General features: G+C 73.7%; 15 protein-coding genes. 12 read left to right on the top strand and 3 right to left on the bottom strand.

The genetic code is table 11. The features are described from left to right. Positions 1-326 precede the first annotated feature (326 nt). The 4 genes from AA75_RS20960 (at position 327) to AA75_RS20945 (ending at position 7,405) form a co-directional block, all read left to right on the top strand. Positions 327-2,867, top strand: coding sequence for a phosphatidylglycerol lysyltransferase domain-containing protein (locus tag AA75_RS20960; RefSeq protein WP_051812931.1), 2,541 nt, complete (start codon positions 327-329; stop codon positions 2,865-2,867). Positions 2,868-2,997: 130 nt separating this feature from the next. Next, a complete protein-coding gene (locus AA75_RS20955) occupies positions 2,998-3,555 on the top strand; it encodes a class F sortase (protein WP_082526697.1) in 558 nt (185 codons plus the stop codon). Further along, positions 3,552-4,889: an esterase family protein gene (locus AA75_RS20950; RefSeq protein ID WP_149038281.1), complete on the top strand. Its 1,338-nt coding sequence runs from the start codon at positions 3,552-3,554 to the stop codon at positions 4,887-4,889. The genes AA75_RS20955 and AA75_RS20950 overlap by 4 nt, the downstream gene beginning before the upstream one ends. Beyond that, positions 4,886-7,405 carry a DUF2156 domain-containing protein gene (locus tag AA75_RS20945; RefSeq protein ID WP_051812927.1) on the top strand — a complete coding sequence of 840 codons (2,520 nt, stop codon included), beginning with the start codon at positions 4,886-4,888 and terminating at the stop codon, positions 7,403-7,405. Before AA75_RS20950 ends, AA75_RS20945 begins: the two co-directional genes overlap by 4 nt. A gap of 63 nt (positions 7,406-7,468) precedes the next feature. On the opposite strand, the gene AA75_RS20940 is transcribed toward AA75_RS20945, so the two are convergent. After that, complete coding sequence (locus tag AA75_RS20940; protein ID WP_051812925.1) at positions 7,469-7,930, bottom strand: SsgA family sporulation/cell division regulator; 462 nt, start codon at positions 7,928-7,930, stop codon at positions 7,469-7,471. Between the two features lie 249 nt (positions 7,931-8,179). Between AA75_RS20940 and AA75_RS52195 the strand changes: the two genes are divergently transcribed. From AA75_RS52195 to AA75_RS20920, 5 genes are all read left to right on the top strand, one after another. Then, on the top strand, positions 8,180-8,332 hold the full coding sequence (locus AA75_RS52195) for a hypothetical protein (protein ID WP_233289118.1): 153 nt from the start codon (positions 8,180-8,182) through the stop codon (positions 8,330-8,332). Further along, positions 8,329-8,721 carry a type II toxin-antitoxin system death-on-curing family toxin gene (locus AA75_RS20935; RefSeq protein ID WP_033821680.1) on the top strand — a complete coding sequence of 131 codons (393 nt, stop codon included), beginning with the start codon at positions 8,329-8,331 and terminating at the stop codon, positions 8,719-8,721. The genes AA75_RS52195 and AA75_RS20935 overlap by 4 nt, the downstream gene beginning before the upstream one ends. 122 nt (positions 8,722-8,843) lie before the next feature. Next, positions 8,844-10,673 carry a DEAD/DEAH box helicase gene (locus AA75_RS20930; protein WP_051812923.1) on the top strand — a complete coding sequence of 610 codons (1,830 nt, stop codon included), beginning with the start codon at positions 8,844-8,846 and terminating at the stop codon, positions 10,671-10,673. Positions 10,674-11,136: 463 nt separating this feature from the next. Further along, on the top strand, positions 11,137-11,787 hold the full coding sequence (locus AA75_RS20925) for an IclR family transcriptional regulator (protein ID WP_033821679.1): 651 nt from the start codon (positions 11,137-11,139) through the stop codon (positions 11,785-11,787). 70 nt (positions 11,788-11,857) lie between these two features. Continuing rightward, positions 11,858-12,649 (top strand): S16 family serine protease, encoded by a 792-nt coding sequence (locus tag AA75_RS20920; RefSeq protein ID WP_033821688.1) that lies wholly within the window; start codon positions 11,858-11,860, stop codon positions 12,647-12,649. A 27-nt stretch (positions 12,650-12,676) separates the two neighbouring features. Here AA75_RS20920 and AA75_RS20915 read toward each other — a convergent pair whose 3' ends face one another. Further along, positions 12,677-13,159 (bottom strand): Lrp/AsnC family transcriptional regulator, encoded by a 483-nt coding sequence (locus tag AA75_RS20915; RefSeq protein ID WP_033821678.1) that lies wholly within the window; start codon positions 13,157-13,159, stop codon positions 12,677-12,679. Between the two features lie 179 nt (positions 13,160-13,338). Here AA75_RS20915 and AA75_RS20910 point away from each other — a divergent pair, with 179 nt between their 5' ends. Then, positions 13,339-13,890 (top strand): VOC family protein, encoded by a 552-nt coding sequence (locus AA75_RS20910; RefSeq protein ID WP_051812922.1) that lies wholly within the window; start codon positions 13,339-13,341, stop codon positions 13,888-13,890. Positions 13,891-13,901: 11 nt separating this feature from the next. Here AA75_RS20910 and AA75_RS20905 read toward each other — a convergent pair whose 3' ends face one another. After that, complete coding sequence (locus tag AA75_RS20905) at positions 13,902-14,432, bottom strand: hypothetical protein (RefSeq protein WP_033821677.1); 531 nt, start codon at positions 14,430-14,432, stop codon at positions 13,902-13,904. 202 nt (positions 14,433-14,634) lie between these two features. Here AA75_RS20905 and AA75_RS20900 point away from each other — a divergent pair, with 202 nt between their 5' ends. Beyond that, complete coding sequence (locus AA75_RS20900; RefSeq protein ID WP_082526693.1) at positions 14,635-15,339, top strand: response regulator transcription factor; 705 nt, start codon at positions 14,635-14,637, stop codon at positions 15,337-15,339. Between the two features lie 17 nt (positions 15,340-15,356). Beyond that, positions 15,357-16,721: HAMP domain-containing sensor histidine kinase (locus AA75_RS20895; protein WP_033821686.1), on the top strand; the 1,365-nt coding region annotated here is incomplete at its 3' end.

Below are 16,721 nucleotides of genomic sequence, written 5' to 3'. Positions count from 1 at the left end.
GGGGGAGGGCTTCCATGGTCACATCCGTTCGCAGGGGGTGGGTGTCCTGGTAGCGGCGCCGATGATTCGTACTGACGGACAGTCCGACAATCGCATCAGTGTCACCGGGGGGCGAACCGGGCCACAGCATGGCACGGCCGAACGCGGGGGGCGGGTAGGCGGGGCGAGTGGCGCGCGTCATCGCCCGGGCGCCGGGAACAGGCTCATCCGTTCGGCGCATCCGCAGGTCCGCCGGGTGGCAGCCGCCGGCTGAACCGTCGTCAGATGGAGCCAGCCGTTCAGCCGGGGCAGTGCGGTGCCCTGCTTCGCCGGAGGTGCGTCCATCGATGTGGCAGTGGGTGACCGACACCTACCGGGAGCGGATCGTGGACTCCGGCCGCGAACCGCTCTTCCTGCTGCTGGTCGGACTGATCCTCTCCTTCCTCTTCATCCGGTTCAGCGTCCGGATGATCCGCCGCGGCACCACCTGGTGGCCGGGCAACGTCAGCCCCGGCGGCCTGCACATCCACCACGTGGTCTTCGGCCAGGCCACCATGCTGGTCTGCGGCGTCTCCGCCTTCGCGATCCGCGGCGACGGCGGCCAGGCCTGGAACTGGCTCGGCTTCGGCTTCGGGATCGGCGCCGGCCTGGTGCTGGACGAGTTCGCGCTGGTGCTCCACCTGGAGGACGTCTACTGGGAGGAGCAGGGCCGCAAGTCGGTGGACGCGGTGATCATGGCGGTCGCCGTGATCGGCCTGCTACTGCTGGGCGAACTCCCGTTCGGCGGCTTCAAGGGGCACCTGACCGTCGGCCAGCTGGTCGGCGCCGCGATCCTGCTGCTGCTGGTCGTGATCACCCTGCTCAAGGGCAAGCTGTGGACCGGCCTGCTCGGTGTGATGCTCTCCCCGCTCGCCCTGGTCGGCGCCATCCGGCTGGCCCGCCCGCAGAGCCCCTGGGCGCGCTGGCGCTACCGCTCCCGGCCCAAGCGGCTGGCCCGCGCCGAACGCCGCGAGGCGCGGATCCACGGCCGGATCACCACCTACCGCACGGCCGCCTACAACTTCGTGGCCGGCGCCCCCAACGCCTCCGAGCAGCAGGACCGGCCCGCGCCACCGGTCATCCCGCCACCCGAACGCGAGTTCCGCGAGGCGGAGCCGGTCGCCCCCTGGCGCCGGCGCTGCGCCACCGGAGCCGAGTGGTACGTCCGGATCGCCGCGCTGCTCTGCCTGCTGGCCGGGGTGATCGCACCGTTCCGGGCCCAGATCAAGCACGCCAACACCGGCGAGTTCTTCACCCCGGTGCTGGTCACCGCGGGCTTCAGCTCGGCCCTGTTCGCCGGGCTGCTCGCGGTCATGCTGCGCCGCCGCAAGCGGGCCGCCTGGCTGGTCACCACCGTCGTGGTCACCGTCTACGCGGGCGTCTTCCTGATCGCACTGACCTACCGGACCTACCACCAGCACCCCTTCAACTGGGTCTCGGCCGCGCTCACCTCCGCCCTGCTGGTCGACCTGGTGCTGGCCAGGGACGCCTTCCGGGCCAGGGGAGAGCGCCGCAACATCGCGCTGGCGCTGGCCGTCCTGGTGCTCGGCGGGGCCGTGCTCACCGTGCTCGGCGCCGCCGTGGTCCGGCTCACCTACTCCGGCACCCCGCCCGACTGGGGCGACAGCACCGTCTACGTGCTGCTCCGCCTGGTCACCCTGTCCAGCATCGTCGAGTACGCCGACGTCGACGTCCCCGGCTGGGTCGACCTCGGGATCAACCTGTTCGGCGCCGCGCTGCTGCTGTTCGCCCTGCGCGCGCTGCTGCGCTCCCCGCGCGGGCGCCGCCTGCTGGAACCCGAGGACGAGCTGAAGCTGCGCGCCCTGCTGGAGCGGCACGGCGCCCGCGACTCGCTCGGCTACTTCGCGCTGCGGCGCGACAAGTCGGTCTGCTGGTCGCCCTCGGCCAAGGCCGCCGTCCTCTACCGGGTCGTCAACGGCGTCGCGCTGGCCTCCGGCGACCCGATCGGCGACCCCGAGGCCTGGCCGCAGGCGATCGAAGGGTGGTGGAAGGAGGTCCGCCGGCACGCCTGGGTGCCCGCCGTCACCGGCGTCGGCGAACAGGCCGGCACGGCGTACGCCCGGGTGGCCGGGCTCAAGGCGCTGGAGTTCGGCGACGAGGCGCTGGTCGAGACGGCCGGCTTCACCCTGGAGGGCCGCTCGATGCGGACCCTGCGACAGACCTGCAACCGGGTCCGCAAGGCCGGCTACCGGGCCGTCATCCGCCGCCACCGGGACATCCCCGAGGCCGAACTGGCCGAACTGGTCCGCCTCGCCGACGCCTGGCGGCACGGCCGCACCGAACGCGGCTTCTCGATGGCGCTCGGCCGCCTCGGCGACCCCGCCGACGGCGACTGCCTGATGGCCGAGTGCCGGGACGAGAACGACCGCACCTGCGCCCTGCTCAGCTTCGTCCCCTGGGGCGCGCACGGCCTGTCGCTGGACCTGATGCGCCGTGACCGGGAGTCCGACAACGGCCTGGTGGAGTACCTGATCGCGGAACTGCTCCAGCGCTCCGCGGCGGGCGACCCGGAGGTCGCCCGGATCTCGCTGAACTTCGCCATGTTCCGGTACGTCTTCGAGCACGGCGGCAGGATCGGCGCCGGCCCGGTGCTGCGGCTGCTGCGGGGCGTGCTGCGGTTCCTCTCCCGCTGGTGGCAGCTGGAGTCGCTGTACCGGGCCAACGCCAAGTACCAGCCCGACTGGGAGCCCCGGTACCTGCTCTACGAGAAGTCCTCCGAACTGCCGGCCATCGCCATCGCCAACGCGGCCGCCGAGGGCTTCCTGACCCGGCCCCGGCTGCCCAGCGTCGGCTCGCTGCGACGCGGGCGCACGGAGCCGGCCCGGTGAACCGGGCACCGGGCAGCGCCGCACGGCACGGGCGGACCGACCGAGGGGAGCACAGGTGGGCGGGCAGCAGACCAGGAGCCCGTGGCCCGGCACACTCGCCGCCGGGACCGCGCTCGTGCTGGGCGCCTGGATGGTGCAGCACGGCGGCACCGGACTGCCGCCGGGGCCCGGCGCCGACCAGGCCTTCGACGGCCGGGCGGTCGCCGGACCGGTGGTACCGCCGCTGCCGCGCTCCGAGCCCACCCGGCTGCGGATCCCCGCGATCGGCGTCGACGCCCCCTTCACCCCGCTCGACCTCGACGCCGGGGGAACCCTGCGGCCGCCGCCGGACGACGACCGCAACCTGGCCGGCTGGTACCGGGGCGGCGCCACCCCCGGCCAGCGCGGCGCCTCGATCGTCGCCGGACACGTCGACACCCTGGACGGGCCCGCCGTCTTCTACCGGCTCGGCACCCTGCACAAGGGGGACCAGCTGGAGATCGCCCGGGCCGACCGCTCGACCGCCTACTTCGCCGTCGACGGCGTGGAGGTGTACCCGAAGAAGGACTTCCCCGACCGCAAGGTCTACGACCCGACCGGCGACGCCCAGCTGCGCCTGATCACCTGCGGCGGCGGCTTCACCCGCGAGAACGGCTACGACGGCAACGTCGTCGTCTACGCCCACCTGATCCGCACCCTGCGCGGATGACCCGACCGGACGGGAGGACCGAGATGACCCGGCCGCTCGCGGCATGGAACCCGCTCGACTGGTCGCTGCTGCACGGCCCGGTGCCGTACGCGCTGCTGGCGGCCGGGTCCGGCGCCCTGCTCGGGCTCGCCGTGTCCACCTCCCCGCGCTGGTGGAGCCGGCTGCTGCCGGGCGCCGTCCTGCTCGCCGCCGCGCTCACCGTCCTGCTGGTGTACGCGGTCGACCACTGGTGGCGGCCGTTCCCGGACCGGCTGCCGCGCACCGTCACGGTCTGGATCGGCGTCGCAGTGCTCGGCCTCACGCTGGCCGCCTTCCGGCTGCCCGCGCTGCGCTGGCCCGGCCGGGCCGCCGCGCTGGTCGCCGCCGCGCTGGTGGTGGCGATGGCGGCCAACCAGGTCAACCGGCACTACGCCCAGTACCCGACGCTGCGCGCCATGCTCGCCCCGCGGACCGAGGCGCTGGCCACCGGCCGGGAGCCCGTCACCGTCACCGCCCCGCCCGGCCGGACCCTCTCCGAGGTCTGGCGGCCCCCCGCCGGGATGCCCGCCCGGGGCACCCTCTCCTCCGTCACCATCCCCGGCACCCGCTCCGGGTTCAAGGCCCGCGACGCGTACGTCTACCTGCCGCCCGCCTACCTCACCTCGCCGCGACCGCTGCTGCCGGTGGTCCTGCTGATGGGCGGCCAGCCCGGCGGCCCCGCGGACTGGGTGAACTCGGGCGGGCTGCAGCAGGTCCTGGACGACTTCGCCGCCGCCCACCAGGGCCTCGCCCCGGTCGTCGTGGTCGCCGACCCGATCGGCTCCACCCTCGGCAACACCCTCTGCATGGACTCCCGGATCGCCAACGCCCAGACCTACCTGGCCGTCGACGTCCCCGACTGGATCCACACCCACCTGCAGACCGCCACCGGCCGCGGCGCGCTCTCGGCCGGCGGGATCTCCTTCGGCGGCACCTGTGCCCTGCAGCTGGCCGTCAACGCACCCCAGGTCTTCGGCACCTTCCTGGACATGTCCGGACAGCAGGAACCCACCCTGGGCAGCCACGAACTGACCGTCCGGACCGCCTTCGGCGGCGACGAGGCGGCCTTCGACGCCGTCGACCCGGTCCATGTGATGGCCCGCCGGAGCTTCCCCGACACCGCCGCGCTCTTCCTGGTCGGCGCCTCGGACGGGGAGTTCGGCCCGCAGCAGCAGGTGATCCACGCCGCCGCCGTCCGGTCCGGGATGCGGACCACCTTCGAGACCGTCCCCGGCGGCCACAACTGGAGCGCCTTCCACCTCGGCCTGGCCCGGTACATCCCCTGGGTTGCCCAGCAGACAGGACTCACCCGATGACCGACACCGACACCGACGCCGCCCCCGTCACCCCGCGCGCCGAACAGGGCTGGCAGCGCCGGCTGCGCGCGCTGCGCCCGTACGCCGCGCAGCTGCGCTCCGCCCCGCTGACGCTGGCGCTGCTGGCCGCGCTGTGGGTGGTCGGCGCCGCCACCGGCAGCCTCGGCGCCGGGCCGCGCCCCGGCCTGCTGATCCGGGTCGGCGTCGGCATCCCGAGCCTGGAGGCCGGGCACTGGTGGACCCCGTTCAGCTCGCTGCTGTGGTGCTCGGGCATCGGCTCGTACGTGGTGACCAGCCTGCTGCTGGCGGTGCTCGGGCCGTTCGCCGAGCGGCGGCTGTCCAGCGCGCGGGCCGCCGCGGTGCTGGTGCTCGGGCAGGTGCTGGGCACCCTGCTGGGGACCGCGGTGGTCCGGCTCGGGGTCGCCGCCGACCTCGGCTGGATGCAGGAGATCCAGCGGCAGATCGCGGTCGGCCCGGCGATCGGCCTGTTCGCGCTGGCCGCCGTGCTCAGCTACCGCCTCAGCGTGCTGTGGCGGCGCCGGCTGCGGCTGCTGACGGTGCTCGTCCCGCTGGTGCTGATGCTGTACGTCGGCCACCTGCAGAGCGTCCAGCGGCTGGCCGGGGCGCTGGTCGGGCTGGTCACCGGCGCACTGCTGTACCGGCACCGGCCGACCCGTCCGCACCGCGCCTCGTACACCGAGACCCGGGTGCTGGTCGCGCTCTGCCTGGCCGCGGCCGCGATCGGGCCGCTGGTCGCCTCGCTCTACCAGGACGCCATCGGCCCGTTCAACACCGTCGGCGACCTCTACTTCTCGCACGTCCCCTCCTCCGCGGAGATCGCCGACGCCTGCGCCGACTCGCCGGTGGACTGCGCCCGGGCGCACTCCGTGCAGCGGTTCTTCGACTCCCCGGGACGGCTGATGGCCGCCCTCGTCCCGGTGCTGCTGCTGGTGCTCGCCGAGGGGCTGCGCCGCGGGCTGCGGCTGGCCTGGTGGATCACCGTGATCACCGAGGTGGCCTGGGTCGGGGTGCTGGCCTGGCTGCTGTCCGACAACTACGACGACTTCGCGAAGGACGGCGGCGTCGGGCTGCTGTTCGAACTGGTCGGCGAGGCGCTGCTGCTGCCGGTCGCGCTGCTGGTGCTGCAGTGGGTCACCCGGCGCAGCTTCGACCAGCTGCTGCCGCGCCGGGACATGGTCCGGCTGGCGGCCGTGGTGGGCGGTGCGCTGGTGCTGTGCTGCGGCGCGTACGTCGGCATCGGCTGGCTGGTGCGCGGCCAGTACGAGCCGAAGGCGACCCTGGCGGGGCTGTTCGCCGGGCTGCCCGCGGAGCTGCTGCCGCCCTCGTACAACGCGCTGCTGCCGGGCTACCCGATCGCGGTCGGGGGGACCGCGCAGGCGCTGGAGATCTACTGCGGGGTGGTGTTCTGGCTGATCACCCTGGTCGCGCTGGTGCTGGCGTTCCGGCGGCCGGTGGTGCACACCGGGGCCGAGGACGCCGCCCGGGCCCGGGAGCTGCTGACGGCGCACGGCGGCTCGACGCTCTCGTTCATCTCCACCTGGGACGGCAACCACTACTGGTTCGACGACGGGGGCCGGGCGGCCGTGCCGTACCGGGTGATCGCAACCGTCGCGCTCACCACCGGGGACCCGTTCGGCGAGCCGCAGGCCCGGCGGGCGGCGGTGGCGGGCTTCGCCCGCTACTGCGACTCGCGCGGCTGGACGCCCTGCTTCTACAGCGTCACCCCGCAGACCCTGGCGGCCGCCGAGGAGCTCGGCTGGCGCTCGCTGCAGGTCGCCGAGGACACCGTGGTGGCGCTGCCCGACCTGGCCTTCACCGGGAAGAAGTGGCAGGACATCAGGACCTCGCTGAACAAGGCGGGGAAGCAGGGCATCACCGCCGAGTGGTGGACCTACCACGACGCCCCGATCGCGATCCGGGACCAGATCCAGGCGATCTCCGAGGAGTGGGTCTCCGACAAGGGGCTGCCGGAGATGGGCTTCACCCTCGGCGGCCTGCCCGAACTCTCCGACCCGGCGGTGCGGATGCTGGTCGCGGTGGACGCGGAGCGCACCGTGCACGGCCTGACCAGCTGGATGCCGGTCTACCGGGACGGGGCGCCGGTCGGCTGGACGCTGGACTTCATGCGGCGGCGCAGCGAGGGCTTCCGCGGGGTGATGGAGTTTCTGATCGCCTCGGCGGCGCTGGGGTTCAAGGAGGAGGGCGCCGAGTTCCTCAGCCTCTCCGGTGCCCCGCTGGCCCGCTCGGACCGCGGTGAGCCGCCGACGGCGCTGCAGCGGATGCTCGACTGGATCGGCAAGACGCTGGAGCCGGTCTACGGCTTCCGCTCGCTGCTTGCCTTCAAGGCGAAGTTCCAGCCGGAGTACCGGCCGATGTACATGGTGTACCCCGACCCGGCCGCGCTGGGCAGCATCACCCGGGCGATCGGCAAGGCCTACCTGCCGCACCTGACGCCCGCCCAGGGCGTACGGCTGATGCGCCGGCTCTCCGCCTGAGCCGCCGTCGGACGGTGGCGGCCCAGGCCAGGGCCCGGGCGTACGGACCCCGGTCGGCTCCGGTCAGCCCAGGTGGCCCAGCAGTTCGGCCAGCTCGCGGTCCGGGTCCAGGTAGCGGGACTCCTGGTCCTCGGGGACGGCCAGGTGGCTGCGCCACAGGAAGCGCCGCAGGTCTGCGGTGGTGAAGCGGAGCACGGCGACGCCTTCGGGGGCCCGCAGCTCGACCACCGTCCCGCGCTCGGGGACGGGCCGCACGTGGACGTCGCCGAGCCCGGACGGCTCCTCCAGCCCGCCGGCCAGCAGACGGCGGGCGAAGACCCACTCGACCCCGGCCGCGGCGGCGTCGGCCGGCCCGGGCTCCTCGTCCGTGCCGTCCAGCGCGTACTCCACCGGGAAGACCATCCGGACGGCGAGGGGGTCGTCCGCGCGGTACCGCAGGGTGACCTGCAGCCGGGCGGAGCGCCCGGCGCTGATGATCAGGCGGGCCTGGACGACCTGCTCCACGACTGCCGGCATACCGGACATGTGACTTCCTCCCGATGGGATCCGTGTGGGCCGCGTGACGCGTGGGGCGAGTGCGGCTCCGTTGAAGTAGGAGTACGGAGGGCGGTAGGCGTTACGCGGCTTTTCGCCGTTTCTGGTGTGATCCGGGTCACATCAAACCGGATCCCGCGAGAAACCAGGTCGGATGGTGCGAACTTCACCCGGCCGGCCGGGGGTGGCGCGGCCGAAAAGCGCTGTCGTGATGATCGTCCGGGCTTCTACCATCGCGGGATGGACCCCCGACCCCAGCACCCCGCCGCGCCGCTCCCGCAGCCGCGCCCGGCGGCCGAGGCGGACGAGCCGCGCCACCGCGAGCAGGTGCGCAGGCTCGGCGCCAAGTACGCGGCCTGCCACGCCGACCTGCTGCGGAGGCTGGGCGAATGAGGTACCTGGACGTGCCGGACGTGCTGGAGCTGTCCGCCTTCGCCTGCCAGGGCCGTGAGATGGGGGTGCGCGAGATGGGGCTGCTGGCCTCGGCGGCGCACCGGCCGCGGTCGGAGATGTTCGGTGTGGAGGCGTTCGAGGGCCGCTTCGGCAAGGCCGCGGCCCTGCTGCACGCGCTGGCCGGAAACCACCCGTTCGTGGACGGCAACAAGCGGACGGCCTGGATGAGCACGGTGGTCTTCCTGGACCTGCACGGCCTCGACATGGCCGCGGTGGACCAGCAGGAGGCGTACCGGCTGGTGGTCGAGGTGGCGTCCGGGGAACTGGCCGACGTGACCGAGATCGCCCTGCGGCTGCGGCGGTTGTACGAGCGTGCCGAGGCCGCCTGAGGCCCGCGGGCCGGTAGGCTGGGCGGGTTGTACGACCGCCGACCGACCGCGGGCCGGGCGCTGACACCAGCCCTGACCTGCGACGACCCCCTCCGGAGACCGTGAGTACTGCCGCCTCCCCGATGTCCCCTCTGTTCTCGCACGCCGATCAGCACAGCCCCAGCCGTCCGGCCGGCACCAACGCAGCGTCGCACCTGTCCCCGGCCTTCCCCGGCCGTGCCCCCTGGGGTACGGCCGGCAAGCTGCGGGCCTGGCAGCAGGGCGCGCTGGACAAGTACATCGAGAAGCAGCCGCGGGACTTCCTCGCGGTCGCCACCCCGGGCGCGGGAAAGACCACCTTCGCCCTGACCCTCGCCTCGTACCTGCTGCACAACCACCTGGTGCAGCAGGTCACCGTGGTCGCCCCGACCGAGCACCTGAAGAAGCAGTGGGCGGAGGCCGCGGCCCGGATAGGCATCAAGCTGGACCCGGCCTACTCCTCGGGTCCGCTGTCGAAGGAGTACCACGGCATCGTGGTCACCTATGCGGGCGTGGGCGTCAACCCGATGCTGCACCGCAACCGGACCGAGGCCCGCAAGACCCTCGTGATCATGGACGAGATCCACCACGCCGGTGACTCCAAGTCCTGGGGCGAGGCCTGCGCCGAGGCCTTCGAGCCGGCCACCCGGCGGCTCGCGCTGACCGGGACGCCGTTCCGCTCGGACACCAACCCGATCCCGTTCGTCCAGTACGAGGCCGGCGGCGACGGCATCCGCAAGTCGGTCGCCGACTACACCTACGGCTACGGGCACGCGCTGGCCGACCACGTGGTGCGGCCGGTGATCTTCCTCTCCTACAGCGGCAACATGCGCTGGCGCACCAAGGCCGGCGACGAGCTGGAGGCCCGGCTCGGCGAGCCGATGACCAAGGACCTGATCGCCCAGGCGTGGCGGACCGCGCTGGCGCCGCAGGGCGAGTGGATCCCGAACGTGCTGAGCGCCGCCGACCGGCGGCTCACCGAGGTCCGCAAGGCCATCCCGGACGCCGGCGGCCTGGTGATCGCCACCGACCAGAACGTGGCCCGCGCCTACGCCAAGATCCTGCGCGAACTCACCGGCGAGAAGCCGACCCTGGTCCTCTCCGACGAGGCCGAGGCGTCCAAGCGGATCTCCGACTACGCGGCGGGCGACTCCCGCTGGATGGTCGCGGTCCGGATGGTCTCCGAGGGCGTCGACGTGCCCCGGCTGGCCGTCGGCGTCTACGCCACCTCGATCTCCACCCCGCTGTTCTTCGCGCAGGCGGTCGGCCGCTTCGTCCGGGCCCGCAAGCGCGGCGAGACCGCGTCGGTCTTCCTGCCCACCATCCCGATGCTGCTCGGCTTCGCCAACGAGATGGAGGTCCAGCGCGACCACGTGCTGGACCGGCCGAAGAAGGAGGGCGAGGGACTCTTCGACGAGGAGGACCGGCTGCTCGCCGAGGCCGAGAAGGCCAACGACGGCCCGGACACGGCCGGCGGCGAGGAGTTCTCCTACGAGGCGCTCGGCTCCGACGCGGTCTTCGACCGGGTGCTGTACAACGCCATGGAATTCGGCATGCAGGCGCACCCGGGCAGCGAGGAGGAGGAGGACTACCTCGGCATCCCGGGCCTGCTGGAGCCGGACCAGGTCCAGATGCTGCTGCAGAAGCGCCAGCACCGGCAGATCCAGCGCTCCAAGGCCAAGCCCGCCGAGGAGGCCGACCTGATCGAACTCCCGGCCGAGCAGCGCCCGGTGGTCACCCACCAGGAACTGCGCGAGCTGCGCAAGGAGCTGAACGCGCTGGTCGCGGCCTGGCACCACCGCACCAGCCAGCCGCACGGCACCGTCCACAACGAGCTGCGCCGCCAGTGCGGCGGGCCGCTCACCGCGCAGGCGACCGCCAACCAGCTGAAGGCCAGGATCGCCAAGATCAGGGAGTGGGCGACCGCCTCCTGAGCGGACCGCGGGGGCTGCCCCCGTTCGATGGTTGACCACGCCCGGCGGCTGCGAGCCGCCGGGCATTCGCCGTTCCCGCCGAGGCCGGCCGGCAGGACCCGTACGCGGCCTCCGAAAAGCGGTCGATGACATTCCACGGTGTCCGGACTCCGGAGCGTACTCGAACAGGAGAGCGGTACGGCCGGGGTTTATCGGGCGGTTTGCCCGGAGTTTCATCTCGGTAGCGCGACGATCCGGATCGGATTTTGGACAAGGCCTTCCCTAGGCAGCCCCGCGTTCACTACTTTTCCCCCCACGCTCTCTCGAACCGACCACCACGACCCGGGCAGAGCACCGCAGAGTCCCCGCCCGGCAATGGCGCCGGGACGTGGCTCCAGCGCGGACACCCACTCGCGCGCGACACCTCCGTCCCGGTGCGGCAGTACGTCGGACCGGTGACCGCCGCGGAAAGGAATTGCGCGTCGTGACTGCTGAGACATCCCAAACCCTGGACAGAGGTGTCCGGGTACTGAAACTTCTCTCCGACTCCGAACGCGGGCTGACCGTGACCGAACTGGCCGCCCGGCTCGCGGTCAACCGGACCGTGGTCTACCGCCTGCTGGCCACCCTGGAGCAGCACGGACTGGTCCGCCGCGACATCGGCGGCCGGGCCAGGGTCGGCCTCGGCGTACTGCGGCTGGCCCACCGGGTGCACCCGCTGCTGCGCGAGGCCGCGCTGCCCGCGCTGCGCAGCCTCGCCGAGGACCTGGGCGCCACCGCGCACCTCACCCTGGTCGACGGCAGCGAGGCGCTGGCGGTGGCCGTGGTCGAGCCGACCTGGACCGACTTCCACGTCGCCTACCGGACCGGCCTGCGGCACCCGCTCAGCGAGAGCGCGGCCGGCCGGGCGATCCTGGAGGCCCGGTCCTTCCCCAGCCAGCGCCGGCCCGAGCTCGGCTTCGTCGTCACCCACGCGGAGGAGCAGTCCGGCGCCAGTGGTGCCGCGGCCGCGCTGCTCGGGCTGAGCGGCATCGAGGGCAGCGTGGGCGTGGTGATGCTCAACGGCCTGGTGCCGGAACGGGTCGGTCCGCGGGTGGTGGAGGCGGCCACCGAGGTCGCCGACGCACTGAGGTAGCGCCCGGGGGACGGGCCGGGTGTGTTTTGATGCGGGGTGTGTCCCCCGTGAAGGTGTGTCCCCTGTGAAGATTCCCCCGGCCCTCACCGCCCCGAGGACCCGCGCGCTCGGCCTGTGCGGCGCGCTGGTCGTCGCGCTGTTCGCGGTGGCCGCGTTCGCGCCGCTGCCGTTCACGCTGACCCAGCCCGGAGTCACCGCCGACACCCTCGGCTCGTACCAGGGCCGGACGGTGATCACGATCACCGGCGCACCCACCAGGGCCACCGAGGGCCAGTTGCGGGCCACCACCATCTCGGCGACCAACGCGGGCGAGCGGATCAGCCTCCGGCAGGCCCTGAACGGCTGGCTCGAGAACGACGAGGCGGTCCTGCCCACCTCGCTGGTCTACCCGGAGCCCGACCCGGCCGACGCGGTGCAGGAGACCACCCGCCAGATGACCGAGTCCCAGGACGCCGCCACCGCGGCCGCCCTGAACTACCTGCACCTGCCGCCCGGGCAGGTCAAGGTCGGCGTCGACCTCGGTGACATCGGCGGCCCGAGCGCCGGCCAGATGCTCACCCTCGGGATCATCGACAAGCTCTCCGGCGACGGCGCCGGCGGTGACCTCACCGGCGGCCGGACCGTGGCCGGCACCGGCACCGTCGACGACCAGGGCCGGATCGGCGCGGTCGGCGGCGTGCCGCTGAAGACCCAGGCCGCCGCGCGGGACGGCGCGACCGTCTTCCTGCTGCCCGCCCAGGAGTGCAAGGACGCCAAGGTCAACCTCCCGGACGGCCTGCGGCTGGTCCCGGTGACCACCATCGACGAGTCGGTGGCGGCCCTGAAGGCGCTGAAGAACGGCGGCGACGTCCCGGCCTGCTGAGCGCCGCCGCCCCGGCGGGTCCCGGCGCTACTCCCGGGACGCCTGCTCGACCAGCGGCAGCACCCGGTACGGCACCGGGTTCTCCAGTGCGATGGCGGTGGAGGCCCGGACGATCCCGTCGAAGCCCACCACCCGGTCGATCACCCGCTGCAGATCCGCGTTGGACCGGGCGACGATCCGCACCAGCATGTCCCCCTGCCCGGTGATGGTGTGCAGCTCCAGCACCTCCGGCACGGCCACCAGGTGCGCCCGCACGTCCGCGCCCTGGCCCTGGGAGATCTCCAGGGTGGCGAAGGCCGTCACCGGGTAGCCGAGCGCCGCCGGGTCGACCTGCGGGCCGAAACCGCCGATCACGCCGCGCGCCTGCAGCCGGTCCAGCCGGGCCTGCACGGTGCCGCGGGCCACCTGGAGCCGGCGGGAGCACTCCAGGACGCCGATCCGGGGCTCCTCGCTGAGAAGTCTGATCAACTTTCCGTCGAGCGCGTCGATCGCGTCGTTGGGGGAGTGCACGGGGGCTCCGTCCGGTGGGCAAACTGTCCAGCTGCTGCCGCCATTTTCGGGTGCCGGCGCGCACCTTGCCCAGGATGAATCGGAACAGTTGCGCATCGATCCGCCGAGGGCCAGTCTCCCTCCACACCCCGCGCCCGGACCCCCACACCGCGCCGCGGGGCCGACCGGGGAGGAGCGCCTTGACCGAGATCTCCGCCGCACCGCTGACCCAGGAACCCGCCGACGACTTCCGTCCGATCACCGGCCCCGACTCCGTGGTCCTCGCGGTGCACGACGCCAGGAAGGCCGCGCACTACTACTCGGCCACCCTGGCGATGCGATGTACCGCCTACTCGGGACCGGAGAACGGCAACCCGGAGACCTGCGCCTACGTCTTCGAGACCGGGCCCGCCCGCTACGTGCTCACCTCCGTGGTCCAGGTGCTCACCGGCCACGGCCGCCTGATCGCCGACCACCTGGCCCGCTACGGGGAGGGCATCGTCGACCTCGCCCTGCGGGTCCCCGACGCCTACGCCGCCTTCGACTACGCGGTCGACCGGGGCGCCGCCCCGATCGCCGAACCGTACGAACTCACCGACCGCCAGGGCACCGTGGTGCTCGCGGTGATCGCCACCGCCGGCGCTGCCCGGCACACCCTGGTCGACCGCACCCGCTACCGCGGCCCGTACCTGCCCGGCTTCACCCCGGTCCCGGACCGGCTTCGCCCGCCGACCACCTCGCTCCTCGGCTGAGCGGACGTCACCTACGGTGCGGGGACGGTCTGGACGGCCGGCGGATGGCCGTTCCAGGTCACGAAGACCGAGCTGGTGCCCTCGGGATGGGAGAAGTCGATCCGCATCCAGTGGTCGCCGTTCCACACCTGCATCTGCCAGCCCGCGTCCGGGGTCGCCGAGACCAGCTCGGCCCGGTCCGCCCGGATGTCCAGCGCCACCCGGCCGCCCGGCACCAGATAGCTGTGCACCGAACTGCTCGGGCTCGGCCGCCGCGACGGCGCCCGGCTCGGGTCGGCGGGCCCGCCCGTACCGGAACCTGCGCCCGCGCCCGTACTCGTGCTCGTGCTTGCGCTCGGTGAGGGTGGGGCGGAGCCGGACGTCGCCGGGGCGATCGACTCGACGGTCACCGGCGGCGGGGCCGCGGGGGAGGGCAGCGGCACGGCCTTCGGCCGGTCGGAGACCGCGTCCGTCAGCACCGCGTGCACGCCGAACCAGGACAGCGCCACCGCTGCCCCGGTGGCCGCCGTCCAGGCGCCGAGTTGTACCAGTCCGCTCCGCATCGCGCGCCCATCCTGCCGCATCCCGGTCGAGCGCAGGTCGGCGGGCCGGACAATTCGGCAGAGAGCCTGCGGAAAGCACCGCCGCCGCGGCCCCCGGCGTGGCCGGCCCGCGGTCTGACGGCCCGTCCCCACCCCTCGTCAGGCCCGTGATCGGGACCCGAGGTACAGACCAATCGAGGCGGATGCCGTACCGTGCAGGGCCATGGCAACAGTGCTCGTGGTCGAGGACGACCCCTTTGTCCGCTCCGCCCTCATCCGGCACCTCTCCGAGTCGGGCCATGCCGTGCGCAGCGTCGGCACCGCGCTGGAGGCGCTGCGCGAGGTCTCCCAGGTCGGCTGTGACCTGGTGATCCTCGATCTCGGCCTGCCCGACCTGGACGGCAGCGAGGCGCTCAAGATGATCCGGGGCGTCACCAACGTGCCGGTGATCATCTCCACCGCCCGGGACGACGAGGCCGAGATCGTCCGGCTGCTCAACGACGGCGCCGACGACTACCTGGTGAAACCCTTCTCCGCCGAACACCTGACGGCCCGGATGGCCGCCGTACTGCGCCGCCTCGGCGGCGGCGGGGTCGCCACCCCGCAGGTCCTGCGGGTCGGCGGGCTCGCCATCGACCCGCAGCGCCGCGAGGCCGTCCTGGACGGCCGGGCGCTCGACCTCACCCGGCGCGAGTTCGACCTGCTGGCCTTCCTCGCCGCCCGGCCCGGCGTGGTGGTCCCGCGCAAGGAGATCCTGGCCGAGGTCTGGCGGCAGACCTACGGCGGCGACCAGACCATCGACGTCCACCTGTCCTGGCTGCGCCGCAAGCTCGGCGAGACCGCCTCCAGCCCCCGCTACCTGCACACCGTGCGCGGGGTCGGGGTCAGGCTGGAGGCACCGGGCGGGTCCGCAGGCGCCGCGACATGAGGCGGTTCACCCGCTCGCTGCGCTGGGCCATGATCAAGGCGGCGGTGGCCGGCACCACCATGGTGGCGCTGGCCTTCCTGATCCCACTCGGCCTGATGGTCCAGCAGACCGCCCGGGACCGGGCATTCACCGCGGCGGAACGCCAGGCCGCCGCCCTCGGTCCGGCCCTCGCGATCACCACCGACCAGGACGCCATCGCCCGGGCGCTCGCCTCCACCGACGCCGGCGCCCGGGACCGGCTCGCCGTCCACCTCCCGGACGGCACCGCGGTCGGCACCGGCCGGGCCGACCCCGCCGGCCTCGCCGCCGTGGAGAAGCAGGGCCGCTCGTACACGGTCGCCGTGCCCGGCGGCTTCGCCCTGCTCCAGCCGGTCGCTGTCGACGGCGGACGGATCGCGGTGGTCGAGGTGCACGTCGCCGACGGCGACCTCACCCGCGGCGTCACCACCGCCTGGCTGGTGCTCACCCTGGTCGCCCTCGCGCTGGTCGCCATCTCGGTCCTGGTGGCCGACCGGATGGGCGCCCGGATCGTCACCTCCGCCCGCCGGCTGGCCGGCGCGGCCCGCTCGCTGGGCGCGGGCAACCTGGCCGTCCGGTACCCCGTCGACGGCCGGCCGGGCGCGGGCGCGCCCGAGGAACTGCGCGAGGCCGGCCTGGCCTTCAACGCGATGGCCGACCGGGTCGTCCACCTGCTCGCCGCCGAACGCGAACTCGCCGCCGACCTCTCGCACCGCCTGCGCACCCCGCTCACCGTGCTCCGGCTCAACGCCGCCTCGCTCGGCGACGGCGACGCCGCCGACGCGACCCGGCACGCCGTCTCCCAACTCGAGCGCGAGGTCGACCAGATCATCCGCTCCGCCCGGCGCGCCCCCGACGACGCACCCGCCGTCACGCTCGGCTGCGACGCCGTCGAGGTGATCCGAGAACGGGTCGGCTTCTGGTCCGCGCTCGCCGAGGACGAGGGCCGCCCCTGGCAGCTGGCCGGCGCCGAGGGCTCGGTCCTGGTCCCGGTGCAGCGCGGTGACCTGGCCGCGGCCGTGGACGCACTGCTCGGCAACGTCTTCCGGCACACCACGATCGGCACCGCCTTCTCGGTCGACCTGGCCGCCACCCCCGACTCGGTGATCGTCCTGGTCGGCGACGCCGGCCCGGGCTTCGCCGACCCCGACACCGCGATCCAGCGCGGCACCGGCCACGGCGGCGACGGCTCCACCGGTCTCGGCCTGGACATCGCCCGCAAGCTCGCCGAGGACACCGGCGGCGACGTCGCACTCGGCCGCTCGGCCGGGCTCGGCGGTGCGGAGATCCGGCTGCGGATCCAGACCAGGGCGGACGCCGCCGGGCCGCGCCGGCCGCGCCGCCGGGCCGGGCGGTTCGCGGGC

Source organism: Kitasatospora sp. MBT63 (assembly GCF_000710465.2).
Taxonomy (GTDB): Bacteria; Actinomycetota; Actinomycetes; order Streptomycetales; family Streptomycetaceae; genus Kitasatospora.
This window is presented reverse-complemented; position numbering and strand designations above follow the sequence as displayed.

Coding starts and splice junctions, on each gene's coding strand:
- AA75_RS20960 (WP_051812931.1), top strand. CDS start 327: ATGTGGCAGTGGGTGACCGACACCTACCGGGAGCGGATCGTGGACTCC.
- AA75_RS20955 (WP_082526697.1), top strand. CDS start 2,998: ATGGTGCAGCACGGCGGCACCGGACTGCCGCCGGGGCCCGGCGCCGAC.
- AA75_RS20950 (WP_149038281.1), top strand. CDS start 3,552: ATGACCCGACCGGACGGGAGGACCGAGATGACCCGGCCGCTCGCGGCA.
- AA75_RS20945 (WP_051812927.1), top strand. CDS start 4,886: ATGACCGACACCGACACCGACGCCGCCCCCGTCACCCCGCGCGCCGAA.
- AA75_RS20940 (WP_051812925.1), bottom strand. CDS start 7,930: ATGTCCGGTATGCCGGCAGTCGTGGAGCAGGTCGTCCAGGCCCGCCTG.
- AA75_RS52195 (WP_233289118.1), top strand. CDS start 8,180: ATGGACCCCCGACCCCAGCACCCCGCCGCGCCGCTCCCGCAGCCGCGC.
- AA75_RS20935 (WP_033821680.1), top strand. CDS start 8,329: ATGAGGTACCTGGACGTGCCGGACGTGCTGGAGCTGTCCGCCTTCGCC.
- AA75_RS20930 (WP_051812923.1), top strand. CDS start 8,844: ATGTCCCCTCTGTTCTCGCACGCCGATCAGCACAGCCCCAGCCGTCCG.
- AA75_RS20905 (WP_033821677.1), bottom strand. CDS start 14,432: ATGCGGAGCGGACTGGTACAACTCGGCGCCTGGACGGCGGCCACCGGG.
- AA75_RS20900 (WP_082526693.1), top strand. CDS start 14,635: ATGGCAACAGTGCTCGTGGTCGAGGACGACCCCTTTGTCCGCTCCGCC.